This window comes from Pseudarthrobacter kochi, from assembly GCF_055412805.1.
The window spans coordinates 46958-62516 of the sequence record NZ_JBVAYV010000005.1; the positions used below are offsets into that span (position 1 = coordinate 46958).

At 70.2% G+C, this 15559-nt stretch carries 10 protein-coding genes; 3 read left to right on the forward strand and 7 right to left on the reverse strand.

Going from position 1 to position 15559, the window contains the following annotated elements; all coding sequences use genetic code 11:
• Positions 1-70 precede the first annotated feature (70 nt).
• Both ACZY0Y_RS04350 and ACZY0Y_RS04355 read left to right on the forward strand, forming a co-directional pair.
• Entirely contained in the window at positions 71-997 is a 927-nt protein-coding gene (locus ACZY0Y_RS04350) for a universal stress protein (RefSeq protein ID WP_463956919.1), read from the forward strand.
• Positions 998-1060: 63 nt separating this feature from the next.
• Positions 1061-2068 (forward strand): zinc-dependent alcohol dehydrogenase family protein, encoded by a 1008-nt coding sequence (locus ACZY0Y_RS04355; protein WP_463956920.1) that lies wholly within the window; start codon positions 1061-1063, stop codon positions 2066-2068.
• Between the two features lie 22 nt (positions 2069-2090).
• Here the strand turns inward: ACZY0Y_RS04355 and ACZY0Y_RS04360 are convergent, their stop codons facing one another.
• Both ACZY0Y_RS04360 and ACZY0Y_RS04365 read right to left on the reverse strand, forming a co-directional pair.
• Positions 2091-5264, reverse strand: coding sequence for an HAD-IA family hydrolase (locus tag ACZY0Y_RS04360; RefSeq protein WP_463956921.1), 3174 nt, complete (start codon positions 5262-5264; stop codon positions 2091-2093).
• 92 nt (positions 5265-5356) lie between these two features.
• Positions 5357-6325: a polysaccharide deacetylase family protein gene (locus ACZY0Y_RS04365; RefSeq protein WP_463956922.1), complete on the reverse strand. Its 969-nt coding sequence runs from the start codon at positions 6323-6325 to the stop codon at positions 5357-5359.
• Between the two features lie 259 nt (positions 6326-6584).
• Between ACZY0Y_RS04365 and ACZY0Y_RS04370 the strand changes: the two genes are divergently transcribed.
• Positions 6585-8525 carry a heavy metal translocating P-type ATPase gene (locus tag ACZY0Y_RS04370; protein WP_463956923.1) on the forward strand — a complete coding sequence of 647 codons (1941 nt, stop codon included), beginning with the start codon at positions 6585-6587 and terminating at the stop codon, positions 8523-8525.
• Here ACZY0Y_RS04370 and ppsA read toward each other — a convergent pair.
• The 5 genes from ppsA to ACZY0Y_RS04395 all read right to left on the reverse strand — a co-directional run bounded on the left by ppsA (position 8473) and on the right by ACZY0Y_RS04395 (position 15558).
• Entirely contained in the window at positions 8473-10863 is a 2391-nt protein-coding gene (ppsA, locus tag ACZY0Y_RS04375; protein ID WP_463956924.1) for a phosphoenolpyruvate synthase, read from the reverse strand. The two genes, ACZY0Y_RS04370 and ppsA, sit on opposite strands and share 53 nt — an antisense overlap.
• A gap of 88 nt (positions 10864-10951) precedes the next feature.
• Positions 10952-13555 carry a cation-translocating P-type ATPase gene (locus ACZY0Y_RS04380; protein ID WP_463956925.1) on the reverse strand — a complete coding sequence of 868 codons (2604 nt, stop codon included), beginning with the start codon at positions 13553-13555 and terminating at the stop codon, positions 10952-10954.
• A gap of 173 nt (positions 13556-13728) precedes the next feature.
• Positions 13729-14025 carry a hypothetical protein gene (locus tag ACZY0Y_RS04385; protein WP_463956926.1) on the reverse strand — a complete coding sequence of 99 codons (297 nt, stop codon included), beginning with the start codon at positions 14023-14025 and terminating at the stop codon, positions 13729-13731.
• Positions 14026-14068: 43 nt separating this feature from the next.
• Positions 14069-14716, reverse strand: a complete 648-nt coding sequence (locus ACZY0Y_RS04390; protein ID WP_463956927.1) for a hypothetical protein — start codon at positions 14714-14716, stop codon at positions 14069-14071.
• Between the two features lie 35 nt (positions 14717-14751).
• Positions 14752-15558 carry a glycosyltransferase family 2 protein gene (locus ACZY0Y_RS04395; protein ID WP_463956928.1) on the reverse strand — a complete coding sequence of 269 codons (807 nt, stop codon included), beginning with the start codon at positions 15556-15558 and terminating at the stop codon, positions 14752-14754.
• Position 15559: the final 1 nt, after the last annotated feature.

A 15559-nucleotide genomic window follows, 5' to 3' on the forward strand; every position in this document is an offset into this window, starting at 1 on the left:
CTTCTCCGCCCGTTGAGTTCTACTGGGCAAAGTACCGCCCGGAGGCGGACTCGGCTGACCGGGAGGACGCATGACGGCACCCGCCGCAGGACACGTACGCACCACCGTGGCTGTGGGTTACGACGGCTCCGAGGCAGCGCAGGAGGCCGTCCGGTGGGCCGCGGAGTACGCGGCCGCCGGACACTACCGGCTCCGCGTGGTCCACGCGTGGGTGTGGCCCATGTTCACCAAGAAGCTCGGGCCGGTCAAGGGCGTTGAGGGCAGCGGCCTGCGGCACTCCGCCGAGGCCCTCCTTGCGGAGGGCGTCGACCTCGCCCGTACTGCCCTCGCCGCCGCCGGAACCCCCGCCGCCGAACTTGCCGAACCCGCGCCGGCACCCGGTCCCGGTCCCGGTCCCGGTCCCGCCGTCGAGGGTGTTATGGAAACAGGGCTCCCGGCCGCGGTGCTGCGCGATGCGGCCCGTGATGCGCGCCTCCTCGTGGTCAGCAGCCGGGGAATCGGCGGGGTGCTGGGGCAGCTTGCCGGATCGGTCTGCCTCGACCTGGCCGGCTCCTCCCCCTGCCCCTTGATGGTGGTCCGCCAGCTGCGCAGCCCGGGCCAGTCCGCGGCGCCAGTGGTGGTCGGCGTCGACGGGACGTCCCGGAGCTCCGCGGCGCTGGCCGGCGCCGCACGGCTGGCGGCCGTGCTTGGCACAACCCTCCAGATTGTCCACATCGACCAGACCCGCGGCGGGACCCGGGAAGGGCACGGCCGGCACGGCCCGCTGCACGGCCAGGAACTGCTGGACCATGCCCTGGCGGAGGCCCGCACCCTGGCCCCGGATCTGTCAATCTCCGGCGTCCTGCGGGAAGGCCACTCGGCGTCCAAGGAACTGCTGGCGGCCGCCGCCGATGCCGAGGTACTGGTGATTGGAACCCACAACCGCGAGGGCGGCCCAGGCAACACCGTCACGGCCGTCCTGAACAAAGCGCGCTGCAATGTCCTGATTACGCGCTGACCCCGCTCCACCGGACCACCGCCTTCAGAGGGGAGCTGGAGGTTCTAGCAGAGGAGGACGCCCGTGCGAGCCTGGCGGGTAGGACAGCCCGGGCCGATGAGAAGCGGCCCCCTGGTGGCGGACGAGTGCCCCGATCCCCGGCCGGGCCCGGGGGAGGTGCTGTTGCGGGTCCGCGTGTGCGGAGTCTGCCGCACGGACCTGCATCTGGCCGAGGGTGACCTTGCCCCGCGGCGCCCCGGTGTCATCCCGGGCCACGAGGTCGTCGGCGAAGTCATCACGTGCGGGGACCGCGCCACGCGGTTCTCCCCGGGCGACCGGGTCGGCGTCGCCTGGCTCGGGCGCACCTGCGGCTCCTGCCGCTTCTGCCTGCGTGGCGACGAGAACCTCTGCCTCTCACCCGTATTTACCGGCTGGGACCGCGACGGCGGCTACGCCGGACTCATCACGGTGGCCGAAAACTTCGCCTACCGGCTCCCGCCGGGCTTCTCGGACGAGGAGGCGGCACCCCTGCTGTGCGCGGGGATCATCGGCTACCGGGCGCTCTGCCGTGCCGACCTGCCCATCGGCGGCCGGCTGGGAATCTACGGCTTCGGCGGCTCCGCGCATCTGGCGGCGCAGATTGCCCTCTTCCAGGGTGCACGCGTGTATGTGATGACACGGTCCGAGGAAGCCCGCGCCCTCGCCCGTGAGCTGGGGGCGACCTTTGCCGGCGGCGCCGAAGAGCAGCCGCCGGATCCGCTGGATTCGGCCATCCTCTTCGCTCCGGCCGGCGGCCTGGTCCCCGTGGCCCTGCGTGCCCTGGACCGCGGCGGCACCCTTGCCGTCGCCGGCATCCATCTGAGTGACATACCGCCGCTGCACTACGCGACGGAGCTGTTCCAGGAACGCCAGCTGCGCAGTGTCACCGCCAATACCCGGGCCGACGGCGAGGAGTTCTTCCGCATCGCCGCGGAGATCCCGCTGCGCCCCACCACGGTGTCCTATCCCTTCTCGGCCGCGGACCAGGCTTTGCTGGACCTGTCGGAGGACCGGGTTACGGGCGCGGCCGTGCTGCGGATGGACTCCCCGTAGCGGGCATTGGCGGGCAGCCGGGTCAGTCGTCTTTCCGCAGGAATTCGTGTTCCTGTCCGGCCTGGAGCAGGACCCGCTGCGTACCCACCCGCACCAGCACCGGGGCGGCATCGCCCGGCGCCGCCGATACCCGGAGCCGGTCGCGTTCCAGGTGCACGGCGAGCATCTGATCCCGGTAGCGGACCTGGAAGTCCACGCGGCTGAGCTGGGCCGGCAGCCGGGGCGCGAAGTCGATGGCATCGCGCGTAATCCGCAGCCCGGCGAAGCTGCGCTGGACCACGTCGATCGTCCCGGCCATGGCGCCCAGATGGATGCCGGAGCGGGTGGTTCCGCCCTGGGTGTCGTCCAGGTCCGCGTCCAGTGCCTCCCGGAAAGTCGCCCACGCTTGCTCGGGGTCGCGCTGGGCCAGCACCGAGGCGTGGGCCACGCGGCTAAGCGTTGATCCGTGCGCAGTCCTGGCCAGGTAGAAGTCCACTGTGGCGGCCATCTGGGCAGAGGTGATGGCGTAGCCCATCCGGGCCAGGAACTGGATCAGCTGGTCCTCGCCCAGGACGTACAGCAGCATCAGGACGTCGGCCTGTTTGGCCAGCCGGTAGTGGTTGGTGCTGTCCCCTTCCGCCTCCAGGATCAGGTCCAGCCGCTCGATGAGCCCGTAGGTCCGGCGGTAGTGCTTCCAGTCGAGTTCCCGGAGTGCGCCGTAGCCGTCGAACTGGCTGATGACTCCGTCGTCATGGAACGGCACGAACATGCGGCGGCTGAGGTGTTCCCAGACCTCGATCTCGGCGGCGGTGATCATCAGCCGGGCACGCAGCTCCTCCATGTCGAACCCCCGGACGGAATGCATGATCCAGACGGCCTGGTCGAACACCCACGCCGCCATGATGTTGGTGTAGGCGTTGTCGTTCAGTCCGCCGCCCGGGTCGCCGGGATTGCCGGTGTGGTATTCGTCCGGGCCCATCACACCGCGGAGGTGAAAGCGTTCTCCGGCCGGGTCGAACTCCGCCATGGACGCGAACAGCCGGGCGACTTCGACGATGATTTCCGCGCCGTGCTCCGTCAGCCACCCGCGGTCCTGGGTCGCCTCGAAGTACTGCCAGGCGTTGTAGGCGACGGCGAGGCCAACGTGCCGCTGGAGCCGGGAGTAGTCCTTCATCCAGTGCCCGGAGCGCCGGTTGAACAGCAGCTTGGGCGTCTGTTCCGTGCCGTCGCTGCCGCTTTGCCACGGAAACAGGGCCCCCTCCAGCCCGGCATCCCGCGCCGCGTCCCGGGCCGCGCCGAGCCGCCGCCAGCGGTAATCGAGCAGCTCCCGGGCGAGGGACGGCAGCCGCGAGTTCAGCAGCGGCAGGACGAAGAGTTCATCCCAGAAGACGTGTCCCCGGTATCCCTCGCCATGCAGCCCGCGGGCCGGCACCCCGGCGTCGAGTTCGGCGGTGTGGGTGGTGAGCGTCTGCAGCAGGTGGAAGACGTGCAGGTTGAGGATGAGCTGCGCCTGCGAGCTGGCGTCGAACTCGATGACGAAGGGCCGGAGCAGGACCGCCCACGCGGCCTCGTGCTCGGCCTGCAGCGCCGCGAAACCGCCGGTAGCGCGCGCAAGGGCAGCCCGGGCTGCCGTCAGCGGCGAGGCGATGGCGTGGTCACGGGAGGATGACACAGCCACGGTCTTGAGGATGGTCAGCGGCTCCCCCGCGGCCACGGACAGCTCGAAGCGGTGGGCGTGCACCCCGCCGAGTTGCTCGGCGATTCCGGCCACGGGCGGCCCGTCGGCACCGGAGACTTCCGTCCGGAGTGCGAGGGCGATCCCGATCCCGCTGGTGACGGTCCGGACCTCCACCGTGAGGCCTGCGACGCCCGGGCCGGCCCCGGCGGCGGCAACCCGGACGGATCCCAGGTGCCGGGTGGAGAGCGCAGCGTCCTCGGGGACGTTGGAGTTGGTGACGCCCGTGTCGCAGCCGCTGCGGACGCTGACGCCGCCGTCCCAGCCGACGGCCGTGATGACGGTCTCCAGCGCGGCGAGGTGCGGTGCCGCCATGGACACGAGGCGGCGCTGCAGCAGCCGGAGCTGCCGGCCGGCATCGTCCTCCAGGAGCGCCTCCCGCGTCAGCAACGCCCGCTTCAGGTCCAGGGTGCGGCGCTCGCTGCGGAGCGAGAGCCCGCCCTCGGACCACCACGCCCCGTCGCCGATCCTGAGGTCCAGCGGCAGCCAGTCGGGGATGTTGACCATGTGCTCGTCGACCGTTTCCTGGTCCATAACAACACTGCGCAGGCTGTTGTAGACGCCGGCGAGATAGCTGCCGGGATAGTGCACGGCCCCGGCGCGGTGCTCGGGGGCGGCGCCCCGCGTGGCCAGGTAACCGTTGCCCAGGGTGGTGAGGGCTTCGCGGTGCCCCTCGTGCGCCGGGTCAAAGCCCTCATAGACCAGCAGCCACGGGTGGGTGATGACCAGCCCGATGTCCAGTTGGCTGACATCCTCGACGACGACGTCGGCGCCCGCCGCTTCCAGCGGGCCCCGGCGCCCGGACCGGTCGATGCCGACTACCAGCCCGAAACCGCCGCGCCGCCCGGCCTCCACCCCGGTGATTGAATCCTCGATGACCATCGCCCGGGCGGGCGGGATTTCGAGCCGGCGCACCGCTTCCAGCGGCAACGCGGGGGCCGGCTTGCCCGCAACGTCGCGGTCCAGGGCCGTCTGCCCGTCGACGATGTGGTCGAAGACGTCCCCGAGCCCCGCGGCGGCCAGCAGCGCGCCCGCGTTCCGGGCCGAGGTGGCAAGCACCACCGGGATCCTGCCGGCCTTCAGCCGGCCGAGGAGGTCCGCGGTGCCGGGGAAGGCCCGGACCGGGTTGTCGCTGAGCAGCTTTTCGAACAGTTCGTTCTGGCGTGCCGCGAGTCCGAAGGCGGTCCAGTCCCCGGAACCATCAGCGGGCGAGCCTTCCGGGACGGCCCCGCCGCGGGAGGCCAGGAAGGTGGTTACCGCGTCCTCCCAGGTCCGGCCCGCCACCAGGTCCAGGTACTCGTCCGTGCTGAACGGGTCGCGGCGGGTCCCGGCGGGAAGCCTCGGGTCCTGGAGGACTGCGTCGAAGAGTTGCTTCCAGGCGGCCGCACGAATCTCGGCCGTGTCCGTGACCACCCCGTCGAGGTCAAAGATCACGGCGTCAACGGGCGCCAGGGCGGCGGCAAGGGTGGGCGACTCCGTCATGCCTCAGTCGTATCAGGCCCGCGCCCGCCGCGACAGTGGCGTTCTACCGCAATGTGCGTCCGGTCCGGGGCTTCCCGGACGGCTGACTGCCGTCAGCCCAGCAGCGCGTCGAGGGTGATGAAGCCGTAGCCGGCCTGGCGCATCCGCTCGATCATCCCGGGCAGGGCGTCGGCGTCGAGGGTGGTCCCGTCGTCGGGGTTGGAGCCGATGTGCATCAGCACGATCTCCCCGGGCTGAAGCCGGGCGAGCGCACGGTCCGCCACGATCTGCGCGGTGATCCCGCCGCTGCTGCCCTTCCAGCCCAGGGTGTCCACGGTCCAGCGGACGGGCAGGTAGCCGTAGGCGTTGACCGTGGCGATGGTCCGGGCGTCGCGATCGCCGAAGGGGAAGCGGAACAAGGGCCGCGGATCCCCGCCACCGGCCTGGATGGCCTGCTGCGCCCGGACCAGCTGGTCACCGATCGCGGCGTCCGCGAGCCCGGTGAAGCCGGGGTGGGTCATCGAATGGTTGCCCACCCGGTGGCCGCCCGCCACGATCGCCGCGACCCCCTGCGGGTTGGCGCCGGCCCAGTTGCCGGTGAGGAAAAACGTGCCGCGCACGCCGGTGGCGGCCAGCGTCCGCAGAATGCTGGGCAACCCTGCCGAGTTGGCTCCGGCGTCGAACGTCAGCGCCACCACAGGGCCGGCGCCCGGGATCACCTCGAGGTCGCGGCCGGCGAGCGCGGCGGGGAACGGGGCCGGCGGTTCAGGAGCCGGCGGTTCAGGAAGTGGCGGTTCGGTCGCCGGTTCGGTCGCCGGGATCGTGGGCAGCGGCGCGGGCCCGGCCGGAACTGTTCCGCTGGGAGTGGGGCCCGGAACGCCCGACGGCGACGGACCCGCCGTCGGGCTCTCCGTCGGGCCGGCCGTGGTGGGGAGTGAAGATGACGGCGATGACGGCGGTGTCGGAACAGCCGACGGCGGGACTGCCGTCAGCACGACGGCCAGCACCACTGCGGCAGCCAGCAAAAGCACCGCAGCCGCGGCCGCCAGCCACCGGCGCCGGCCGGAAAAGATCGACCACATGGTTCACGGTGGCACCACCGGCCCCAGCCGGGCTAGGGCTGAAAGGCCCGCGCCGCTTGGGGCGCTGCCGGAATCAGGCGGTCGGCGCGGTACCGGTCGAACAAGCGGAAGAAGGAGTCTTCCGTCCGGCGGTATCCGGTGGCGCCCCGCCGGCGGTTCGTAACCTGGGCCCGTTCGGGCCTGCCAGGGAGGGTGCCGCAGTAGGATGCAGATAGTGGAAAACGCGTGTAGATGACGCGAATACTAAGGCAGGATATCCGTGAAACTTTTGCTCCGGTATCCGCTTGTTGCGGGCACAGTCGCTGCCCTGCTCGCGGTGCTTATACTGTTCCTGTCCGGGCAGCCCTTGATTGCCCAGCTCGCGGCCAGCGTCTACGCCCTGGCGGTGGCCGTCTACCTCGGCGTCGGCATGGTCCGCCGCCTGATCGGCGGCCAATGGGGCATCGACATCCTGGCCGTGACCGCGATCGTCAGCACGGTGGTCGTGGGCGAGTACATCGCCTCCATGATCATTGTCCTCATGCTGGCCGGCGGCACAGCCCTTGAGGACTTCGCGGCCGGCCGGGCCAAGAAAGAACTGACCTCCCTGTTGGAGCGCGTGCCGCAGACTGCCCACCGGGAACGCGCCGGCAGCTCCGCCGCCGGAACCTACGCAGGCGAAACCCATGAGGATGTTGCCGCCACCAAGGTCGAGATCGGTGACATCCTGCTGGTGAGGCCGGGTGAAGTGGTGCCGCTGGACGGCGTCCTGCTCTCTGAATCCGGCAGCTTCGACGAATCCTCGCTCACCGGGGAGAGCCTGCCGGTGGAGCGGGTCGCCGGCGAGCCGCTGATGAGCGGGTCCCTGAACGGTGAGGCGGCGGTCCGGATGCAGGTCTCGGCCCGGATGGAGGATTCGCAGTACAGCCGCATTGTGGCCCTGGTCAAGGAGGCGGCGGACAGCAAGGCGCCCATGGTGCGGCTCGCGGACCGGTACGCCGTTCCGTTCACGGCCCTCGCCTACTTCCTTGGCGCGGTCGGCTGGATCATCAGCGGCGACCCGGCCCGGTTCGCGGAAGTACTGGTGGTGGCCACCCCGTGCCCGCTGCTGATCGCCGCCCCCGTGGCGTTCCTGGGCGGCATGAGCCGCGCCGCACGCGCCGGCATCATCGTCAAGTACGCCGGCGTCCTGGAACAACTGAGCCGGATCAAGACGGTCGCTTTCGACAAGACCGGCACCCTCACGTACGGCCGCCCGTCCCTGGTCGGGGTCCGGACCGCGGGGTCCTTCACCGAGGACGAGGTTCTCGCACTGGCGGCCTCTGCCGAACAGTATTCCTCCCATGTCCTCGCCGCCTCGGTGATGGAGGCCGCGCACACCCGCGGGCTGATGTTCGAAACCGCCACGGAGGCCACCGAATTCGCCACACACGGCGTCCGGGCCCGCTTCGACGGCCGCGACGTGGTGGTCGGCAAGCCCAACTTCGTGGCTGAATCGGCCCCCGGCGTCGTGGAAACGGAGCTGGCCAGCGGCGAACTCGCCATCTACGTGGGCGTGGCCGGGGAATTCGCCGGGTCCCTCGTGATGAGCGACCCGATCCGCGGGGAAACCCGCCGTACCCTGGCCGAGCTCAAGGAACTCGGCGTCACCCAGACGGTCATGCTGACCGGCGATGCGCTCGCCACAGCCAGACACATCGCGGACGAGGCCGGGCTCACCGACGTCCGCGCCGAGTGCCTGCCGGCGGACAAGGTCGAAGCCGTCCGGGCCCTGCCCCTCCGCCCGGTCATGATGGTCGGCGACGGCGTCAACGACGCCCCGGTCCTGGCAGTCGCCGACGTCGGGATCGCTATGGGTGCGCGCGGCTCGACAGCGGCCGGCGAGTCGGCCGACGTCGTGATCATCCTCGATGACCTGTCCAAGGCCGCTTCCGCCGTGCGGATCGGCCAGCGCACCATCAAGGTGGCGCTGCAGAGTATCTGGATCGGGATGGGGCTGAGCGTGGCGCTGATGCTCGCAGCGGCGGCAGGCTATATCCCGGCCATCGCTGGCGCCCTGTCCCAGGAACTCGTGGACCTGGCCACGATCCTCAATGCGCTTCGGGCCCTCAGCCCCGGCAAGACGGGGGCCGGAACAAAGGCGCCAGGGCAGAAGGCCGCCGTCGGCGCTACCGGGCCGGTGCCTGCTTCTCGGCTTCCGCGATCCTCGGAACGGTCCTGAGATAGCTGTCCGGGTTCAGTGAGATCGAATCGATGCCCTCGCCGACCAGGAACGCCGCAAACTCCGGGTGGTTGCTGGGCCCCTGCCCGCAGATGCCGATCTTGATCCCGGCGGCGTGGGCCTTGCGGATGGCCTCACTGATCATCGCCATCACGGCCTCGTCCCGCTCGTCGAAAAGTGAGGCCAGCTGCGCCGAATCCCGGTCCACGCCCAGGACCAGCTGGGTGAGGTCGTTGGAGCCGATGGAGAAACCGTCGAAGCGGGTGGCGAACTTTTCGGCGAGGACGACGTTGGACGGGATCTCGCACATCATGTAGACCTGCAGGCCGTTCTCCCCCCGGACCAGGCCGTTCTCCGCCATCACGGCCAGCACCCGGTCCGCTTCCTGCGGGGTCCGGCAGAACGGGATCATCACGATGATGTTGCCGAACCCGAGCTTCTCCCGGACCCGTTTGAGGGCCGCGCATTCAAGGGCGAATCCCTCGCGGTAGCGATCGTCGTAGTAGCGGGAGGCACCGCGGAAGCCCAGCATGGGGTTCTCCTCCGGCTCCTCGAAGGCGGACCCGCCGATCAGGTGCGCGTACTCGTTCGTCTTGAAGTCGCTGAGCCGGACGATCACCGGCCGGGGATGGTAGGGCGCGGCGATCTTGGCGATCCCCAGGGCCAGGGCGTCCACAAAGTAGTCCTTCGGGTCCGCGTAGCCGCTGGTGAGGGCGCGGATCTGCTCGGCTTCGCCGGGGTCGGTGACCCGCTCGGGATGGACCAGTGCCATCGGATGGACCCGGATCAGGGCGCTGATAATGAACTCCATCCGGGCCAGCCCGACGCCGTCGGCGGGCAGCCGCCACCACTGGAACGCGGCCGCGGGGCTGGCGATGTTGACCATGACTTTGGTGTGCGTCTCCGGCAGTTCCCCGAGGTCCACCTCCTCGGTTTCAAAGGCAAGGCTGCCCTTGTAGACGCGGCCCTCATCGCCCTCGGCGCACGAGATGGTCACGGCCAGGCCTTCCGCCAGGACGGTGGTGGCGTTGCCGGTGCCGACGACGGCGGGGACCCCGAGTTCGCGGCTCACGATCGCCGCGTGGCTCGTCGGGCCGCCGTGGTCGGTCACGATGCCCGCCGCCCGCTTCATGATGGGAACCCAGTCCGGGTCAGTCATCTCGGTGACGAGGATGGCCCCGTCGCGGAAGTTTTCAATGTCCGCCGCGCTCCTGATCACACACGCGGTGCCCTGGGCGATCGAATCACCGATCGCGGCGCCGCGCGCCAGCACGGTGCCGGTTTCCAGCAGGTGGTGGAGGGTAAACCGGGAGCCGGTCTTCTGCGACTGGACCGTCTCCGGCCGGGCCTGGACCATAAACAGCTCCCCGGTCACGCCGTCCCGGGCCCATTCCATGTCCATCGGCCGGGCGTAGTGCTCCTCAACGATCACGGCCCAGCGCGCCAGGGCGAGGATCTCGGCGTCGTCCAGGACGACGGCGCGGCGTTCCGCGTCCGAGGTGTCCACCATTTTGGTGCGTGCATGGCCGCCCCGGCTGTAAACCATTTTCCGGTCCTTGGAACCGAGGGTCTTTTCGATGATCGGCGCGAACTCCGGCTGCGCCAGGAGCGGCTTGAACACGACGTATTTGTCCGGGTTGATGGTGCCCTGGACCACGGTTTCGCCCAGGCCCCAGGCGGCGCTGACCACGGCCACCCGCGGGAAACCGGAATCCGTGTCGATGGAGAACATCACCCCGGAGGCGCCGACGTCGGAGCGCACCATCCGCTGCACCCCGATCGAGAGCGCGACGTCGAGGTGGTCAAAGCCTTTGACCTCGCGGTAGCTGATGGCCCGGTCGGTGAAGAGCGAGGCGTAGCAGCGGCGGCAGGCATCCAGGAGCTCCCGTTCCCCGGCGATGTTCAGGAAGGTCTCCTGCTGCCCGGCGAAGCTCGCGTCCGGGAGGTCCTCGGCGGTGGCGCTGCTGCGGACCGCGACCGAGAGCCTCTCCAATCCGGCGCGCTCCCCCAGTTCCCGGTAGTGGGAGCGGATGGATTCGCCGATGTCCGCAGGGAACTCACTGCCCAGGAACAGCTCCCGGATGGCCTCCCCGGTGGCGCGCAGGGAGGTTTCGCCCGAGCGGTAGGACTGGATCCGCGAGCGCATTTCGGCCTCGATCCCGTTGGCCTCGAGGAACCGGCGGTAGGCGTCCGCGGTGGTGGCGAAGCCGTCCGGCACGCGCACGCCCTTGGCTTTGAGGGTCTGGATGAGTTCGCCGAGGGAGGCGTTCTTGCCGCCCACCTGCGGGACATCGCCCATTCCGATCTCTTCAAACCACAGCACCGGGGATTCAGCCATGTCGCAGCTCCTGCTTTCGGCAAATTGGAACGGGCGCGCCTGACACCGGCGCCTCTGCACCCATCCTGTGGCGGCGGGCCGTCCGGTGTCAGAGTCTTTGGACCTTGGTGTCCGGTACGGCCTTGGCGGCCCGGCGGTGGCGGGCGATCTTGTACAGCCAGTCCGCGAGCAGCACCGCGGGAATGGCGGCGAGCGCCACGGCCAGTCCGCCGGGCGACGGCGGGGCGTGGCCCAGCAGGGTGGCCAGCGGCCCGAGGAACAGGAACACCGCCAGCAGGCCCAGCTCTGCCAGCACTGCCCAGACCAGCAGCCTGTTGGTGAACCAGCCGAGCTGCCACGGCGGCACGGAGGCGCTGCGGCAGGCGAAGGCGTTGGCAAGCTGGGCCAGGACCACGGTGGTGAACGCGGCGCCGGAGGCGGCCATCAGCACGTCCGACGCCGGCAGCTCCGCCCCCGGGGTCCAGCCGGTCCCGAGCAGCACCGCCGTGTATGCCGTCATTTCGAAGAGTGCCTCAACCGGGCCCAGCAGCCCGAACACCCGGAACATCAGTGCCCGGTCCATCAGGTGCCTGCGCTCCGGCGGCCGTTTCAGTGTTCCCTTGCTCGGGGCCTCGCTGCCCAGCGCCAGTGCGGGCAGCAGGTCGGTGCCGATGTCGAGGGCGAGGATCTGCAGCACGCTCAGCGCCAGCGGGAAGCGCCCGCCGGAGAGCGCCCAGATCACGAAGGGGGTGAGCTCGGCGACGTTGTCCGTCAGGTGGTAGGTCAGGAAGCGCCTGATGTTCGCGTACGTGGCGCGGCCCTGCTCCACCGCGGCGATGATGGTGGCGAAGTCGTCATCGAGCAGCACAAGGTCCGCGGCCTCGCGGGCCACGTCCGTGCCGCTCAGGCCCATCGCCACGCCGATGTCGGCCTGCTGGAGGGCGGGGCCGTCGTTGACGCCGTCGCCGGTCATCGCCACGACGTGGCCGCGGCTCTGAAGCAGGCGGGCCACCCGGAGTTTCTGTTCCGGAGTGACCCGGCTGACCACCACACCGTCGCGGTCCAGCAGCGCGGCCAGGACGGCGTCGTCCTCGGGCAGGTTGTGACCTTCCAGCACCAGCTCGGGGGATCCGATCAGCCCGGTTTCCCGGGCGATGGCGGCCGCCGTGAAGGCATGGTCGCCGGTGACCATGGCGACCTTGATGCCGGCCTCGCGGGCCGCCTCGAGGGCCACGCGGACCTCGGCCCGGGGCGGGTCGTGCAGGCCGATCAGTCCCAGCAGCGTCAGTTCGCTCTCGGCGTCCTCCAGTTTGAAGCTGGCGCCGGGCCGGCCGGGCAAAGTCCGCTCAGCCACGGCCAGCACCCTGAGCCCGTGGGAGGCCATCTGGTCGACCATCTCCCGCGCCCGGGCGGCGACACTGTCGCCGTCCCCGCCACACAGTGGAATCACGGACTCCGGGGCGCCCTTGACGTACAGCGTGGTGCCGACGATCGCGGACTCCCGCAGCCGGCGGGGATCGAAGGCGAAGCGGTGCGACACGTCGGGATCATCGCGTGGTTGTCCCGGATCTGCCAGCCGGGCGGCCAGCGCATCGATGGCGGCCTCCATCGGGTCACCCTCGGCGATCCACTTGCCCTCGTGGAGCACGGCGCGGCCCACTGAAGCGGCCAGTGCGGCGGTGCTGAGGTGCCGCGCCTCCCCGGCTCCCGTCCCGGTGACCTCGGCCTCCGGCCCGTACCCCGCCCCGATAATGCTGACCAGCCCTGCGGGGGTCCAGACCTCGACGGCGTTCATCCTGTTCTGGGTGAGGGTGCCGGTCTTGTCCGTGCAGATGAAGGTGGTGGACCCGAGGGTTTCCACGGCTTCCAGGTTGCGGACGAGGGCGTTGCGCTGTGCCATCCGTTGCGCCCCGACGGCCAGGGACAGTGTGACCGTGGGCAGCAGGCCCTCGGGCACCAGCGCCACCATCACACCGATGGCAAAAAGAAAGGCGTCCCGCCAGGAGATTCCGACCAGCAGGGACAGCACGAAGAACAGCGTGCCGATGCCCAGGGCCATCGCCGCCGTAATGCGGACGATTCGCTGCAGTTCCCGGGCCAGCGGCCTGGGCGGCGCCTCGACCTTTCCAGTCAGGGCCGCGATTTCGGCGAGCCGGGTCTTACCGCCGGTGCTCGCGACGACGCCTTCGGCCTGGCCGTTGACCAGGAAGGTCCCGCCAAAAACGGTGTCGCCGGGGACCTTGGCGAGCGCCTCGCTTTCACCGGTGAGCATCGATTCGTCCACGGAACAGCCTGCCGCCACCGCCAGGCGGAGATCCGCCGGGACCCGGTCGCCGGCAACCAGCACGACGGCGTCGTCCGGGACGAGCTCGGTGGTGTGGACCTTGACGATGCGGTTGTCCCGGCGGACCGAGACCATCGCCGGGAGCAGCTCGCGGAGCTTCGCGGCGGCATGCTGGGCGCGCTCCTGCTGGATATACGCGAACACTCCGTTCACCAGGATCACGACGACGATCGCGATGGCCAGCTGCGGCATGCCGGCCAGGTAGGCCAGCACGGCGGCACACCAGAGCAGGATGGCGAAGAAGTGGGTCAGTTCGGCAAGCAGCCTCCGCCAGCCGGGGACCGTGCCGGCCTCCGGCAGCTTGTTCGCCCCGAATTCAGCGAGTCGGCGGGCCGCCTCGGCGGAGCTCAGGCCGGCAACGCCAGGCAACGCCCCGGTGTCCCGCCCCCCGGCCGGAGCCTGCGGTGTCACGGCCAGCCGGGGCGGCTTAGGCGCAACACCGTAGACCGGCCCGGGTCAGGTAGCTCATGGATTGAGGGTGCGCCCCGGGCGTGCCGGCCGTTAGGGCCAAAGGTCACGGCGGCGCGTCGGCGCCCGCATCGCTAGGGCATGATCTTGTACAGATCGATGACGGTCTCCTCGGGCGGCGATGCGAATCCGCCCTCGATGCCCTGTTGCATCCGGGGAAGGAGGATGCCATCGCGGAATTTCTCCCAGCTCTCCTTCGACTCATGGACAGCCATGATCGTCCAGCCGCCGGCAGAAGAGCCGCCTGCATGGAAGACCTGTCCGTCGGGCAGGCGCCCCTCACCAGGGTGAACAGCGGCAATTGAGGCCTCGTACTGGTCCTTCGTGCCTCCCGCAAAGAAGTGCACGATTCCATAGGGCGCTGCTTCCATATCTACTCCTAGGCCGGTCTGGATGTGTTCGACCTGCCAACCACTAGACCTCGTAACGCCGGATGTCAACCAGCTGGCGAAGGCCATCGTGAAGCTTCGACCTCGTGCCCCAACGGGCTGGCAAGGTTGGCGGCGCCGCGTTCTCTCCGACCGTGATCCTGATCCCGGCGACCGCCCCGGTCCAGGCACCCGCAGGGTCGCGGCGCCCTACCAGCTGGGCACCGATGTACCCCTTCTGGAGCTGGACCACCTGTGTCTGGGTTCCCGAGCAATCGACTTCGAAGACCTTATCTTCGCCGCCGCCTACCGTGTACTGGGAGAGGCTAATCTGGGCTTGGGGGATGCCTACACACGCTGCGGCGACAGTGTGCGGGCCAGCGGTTGTCACTGTCGCGCCCTTGCTGAAGCCGACGCCTGGCCCGTCGGCCGGGCCGGTGTCGGCCAGGAGAACCGACCCGGGTACCCTGGCCAGGCGCTGATCCAGTTCAGCGTAGTTGCGCGCTTCCACAGCCAGGACGTCCGGGTCCTTCGCGGGGAGGGTGGGCCCGGGCCGGAGGCTTGCGCTTGCCGCCGTCGGCTGGGGATCGTCCCCGTCCTCGTAAGCGCAGGCGGCCAGGCCCCCGGCCAGGGGCATAGCGATAATGAGCGCCAGAAGGCAGCGGACTGTTTTCGTTCCCCCAGGACCAGACATGGGCCGAGTCTACGGCCGGTCCACCGGATGGCAAGTCACCTGCCCGGAACTTGGCTCTCGGGTGGCCGGTTCCGTCCCAGCGTCCGGAGGTAGGCGCCGAAGCCATGCGGCGCCCTGGCCTGGATCCGGCCCGAGGTCAGCACGCGCATGCTGTCCGTTGCCGTCACGGTGAAGGCGCGGTTGCGGAGGCTTTGCACCAGGGTCCGGTCCTCGTGCGAGGCGAGCTTCGGGAAACCCCCGGCGACCAGGTAGGCGGAGGCCCTGACCCCGAAGTTGGCGCCGTAAATGTGTGGGTGGTCTTCCTCGAAGGGGTGGCGTTGCAGCCAGCGCCGGAGCAGCTCCGGGTCCATCCCGGCGGGGTCCGGTTCCACCGAGCCCAGGACGGCGTCGGCTCCGGCCTCGGCGAATTCCAGTTGGCGGACGAGCCAGTTTTCCGGAACCTGGGAGTCAGCGTCCGTGTTGGCGAGCCACGTCCGTCCGGCCCACGGCGGCGGAGTCCAGCGTTTGCCGGGCGGCCGCCGCCGGGCTGTGCCGACGCCGGCCGCCCGGATGCCGGCTGCCCGGCTGGCACCGGCGTTGCGGAAGTCCACTTCGAGGGCTCGGAAGCGCGGGTCGGCCGCTGTGTAGCCGGCCGTGATGCCGGCGGAGCCGTCGGTGCAGCTGTCCAGGACCACTGTCACCTGGACCTCCACGTCGGGACGCAGCTGCACCAGGGCGTCGGCGGCGCGCTGCACGGCCAGCAGCGCTCGGCTGAGGTGCTCGTCCTCATTGTGGGCCGGCATCACGACGGCGATCCGGTCGATGCTGTGTCCGCGCGGGAGCGGCAGGGCAAGGGCGGCCATT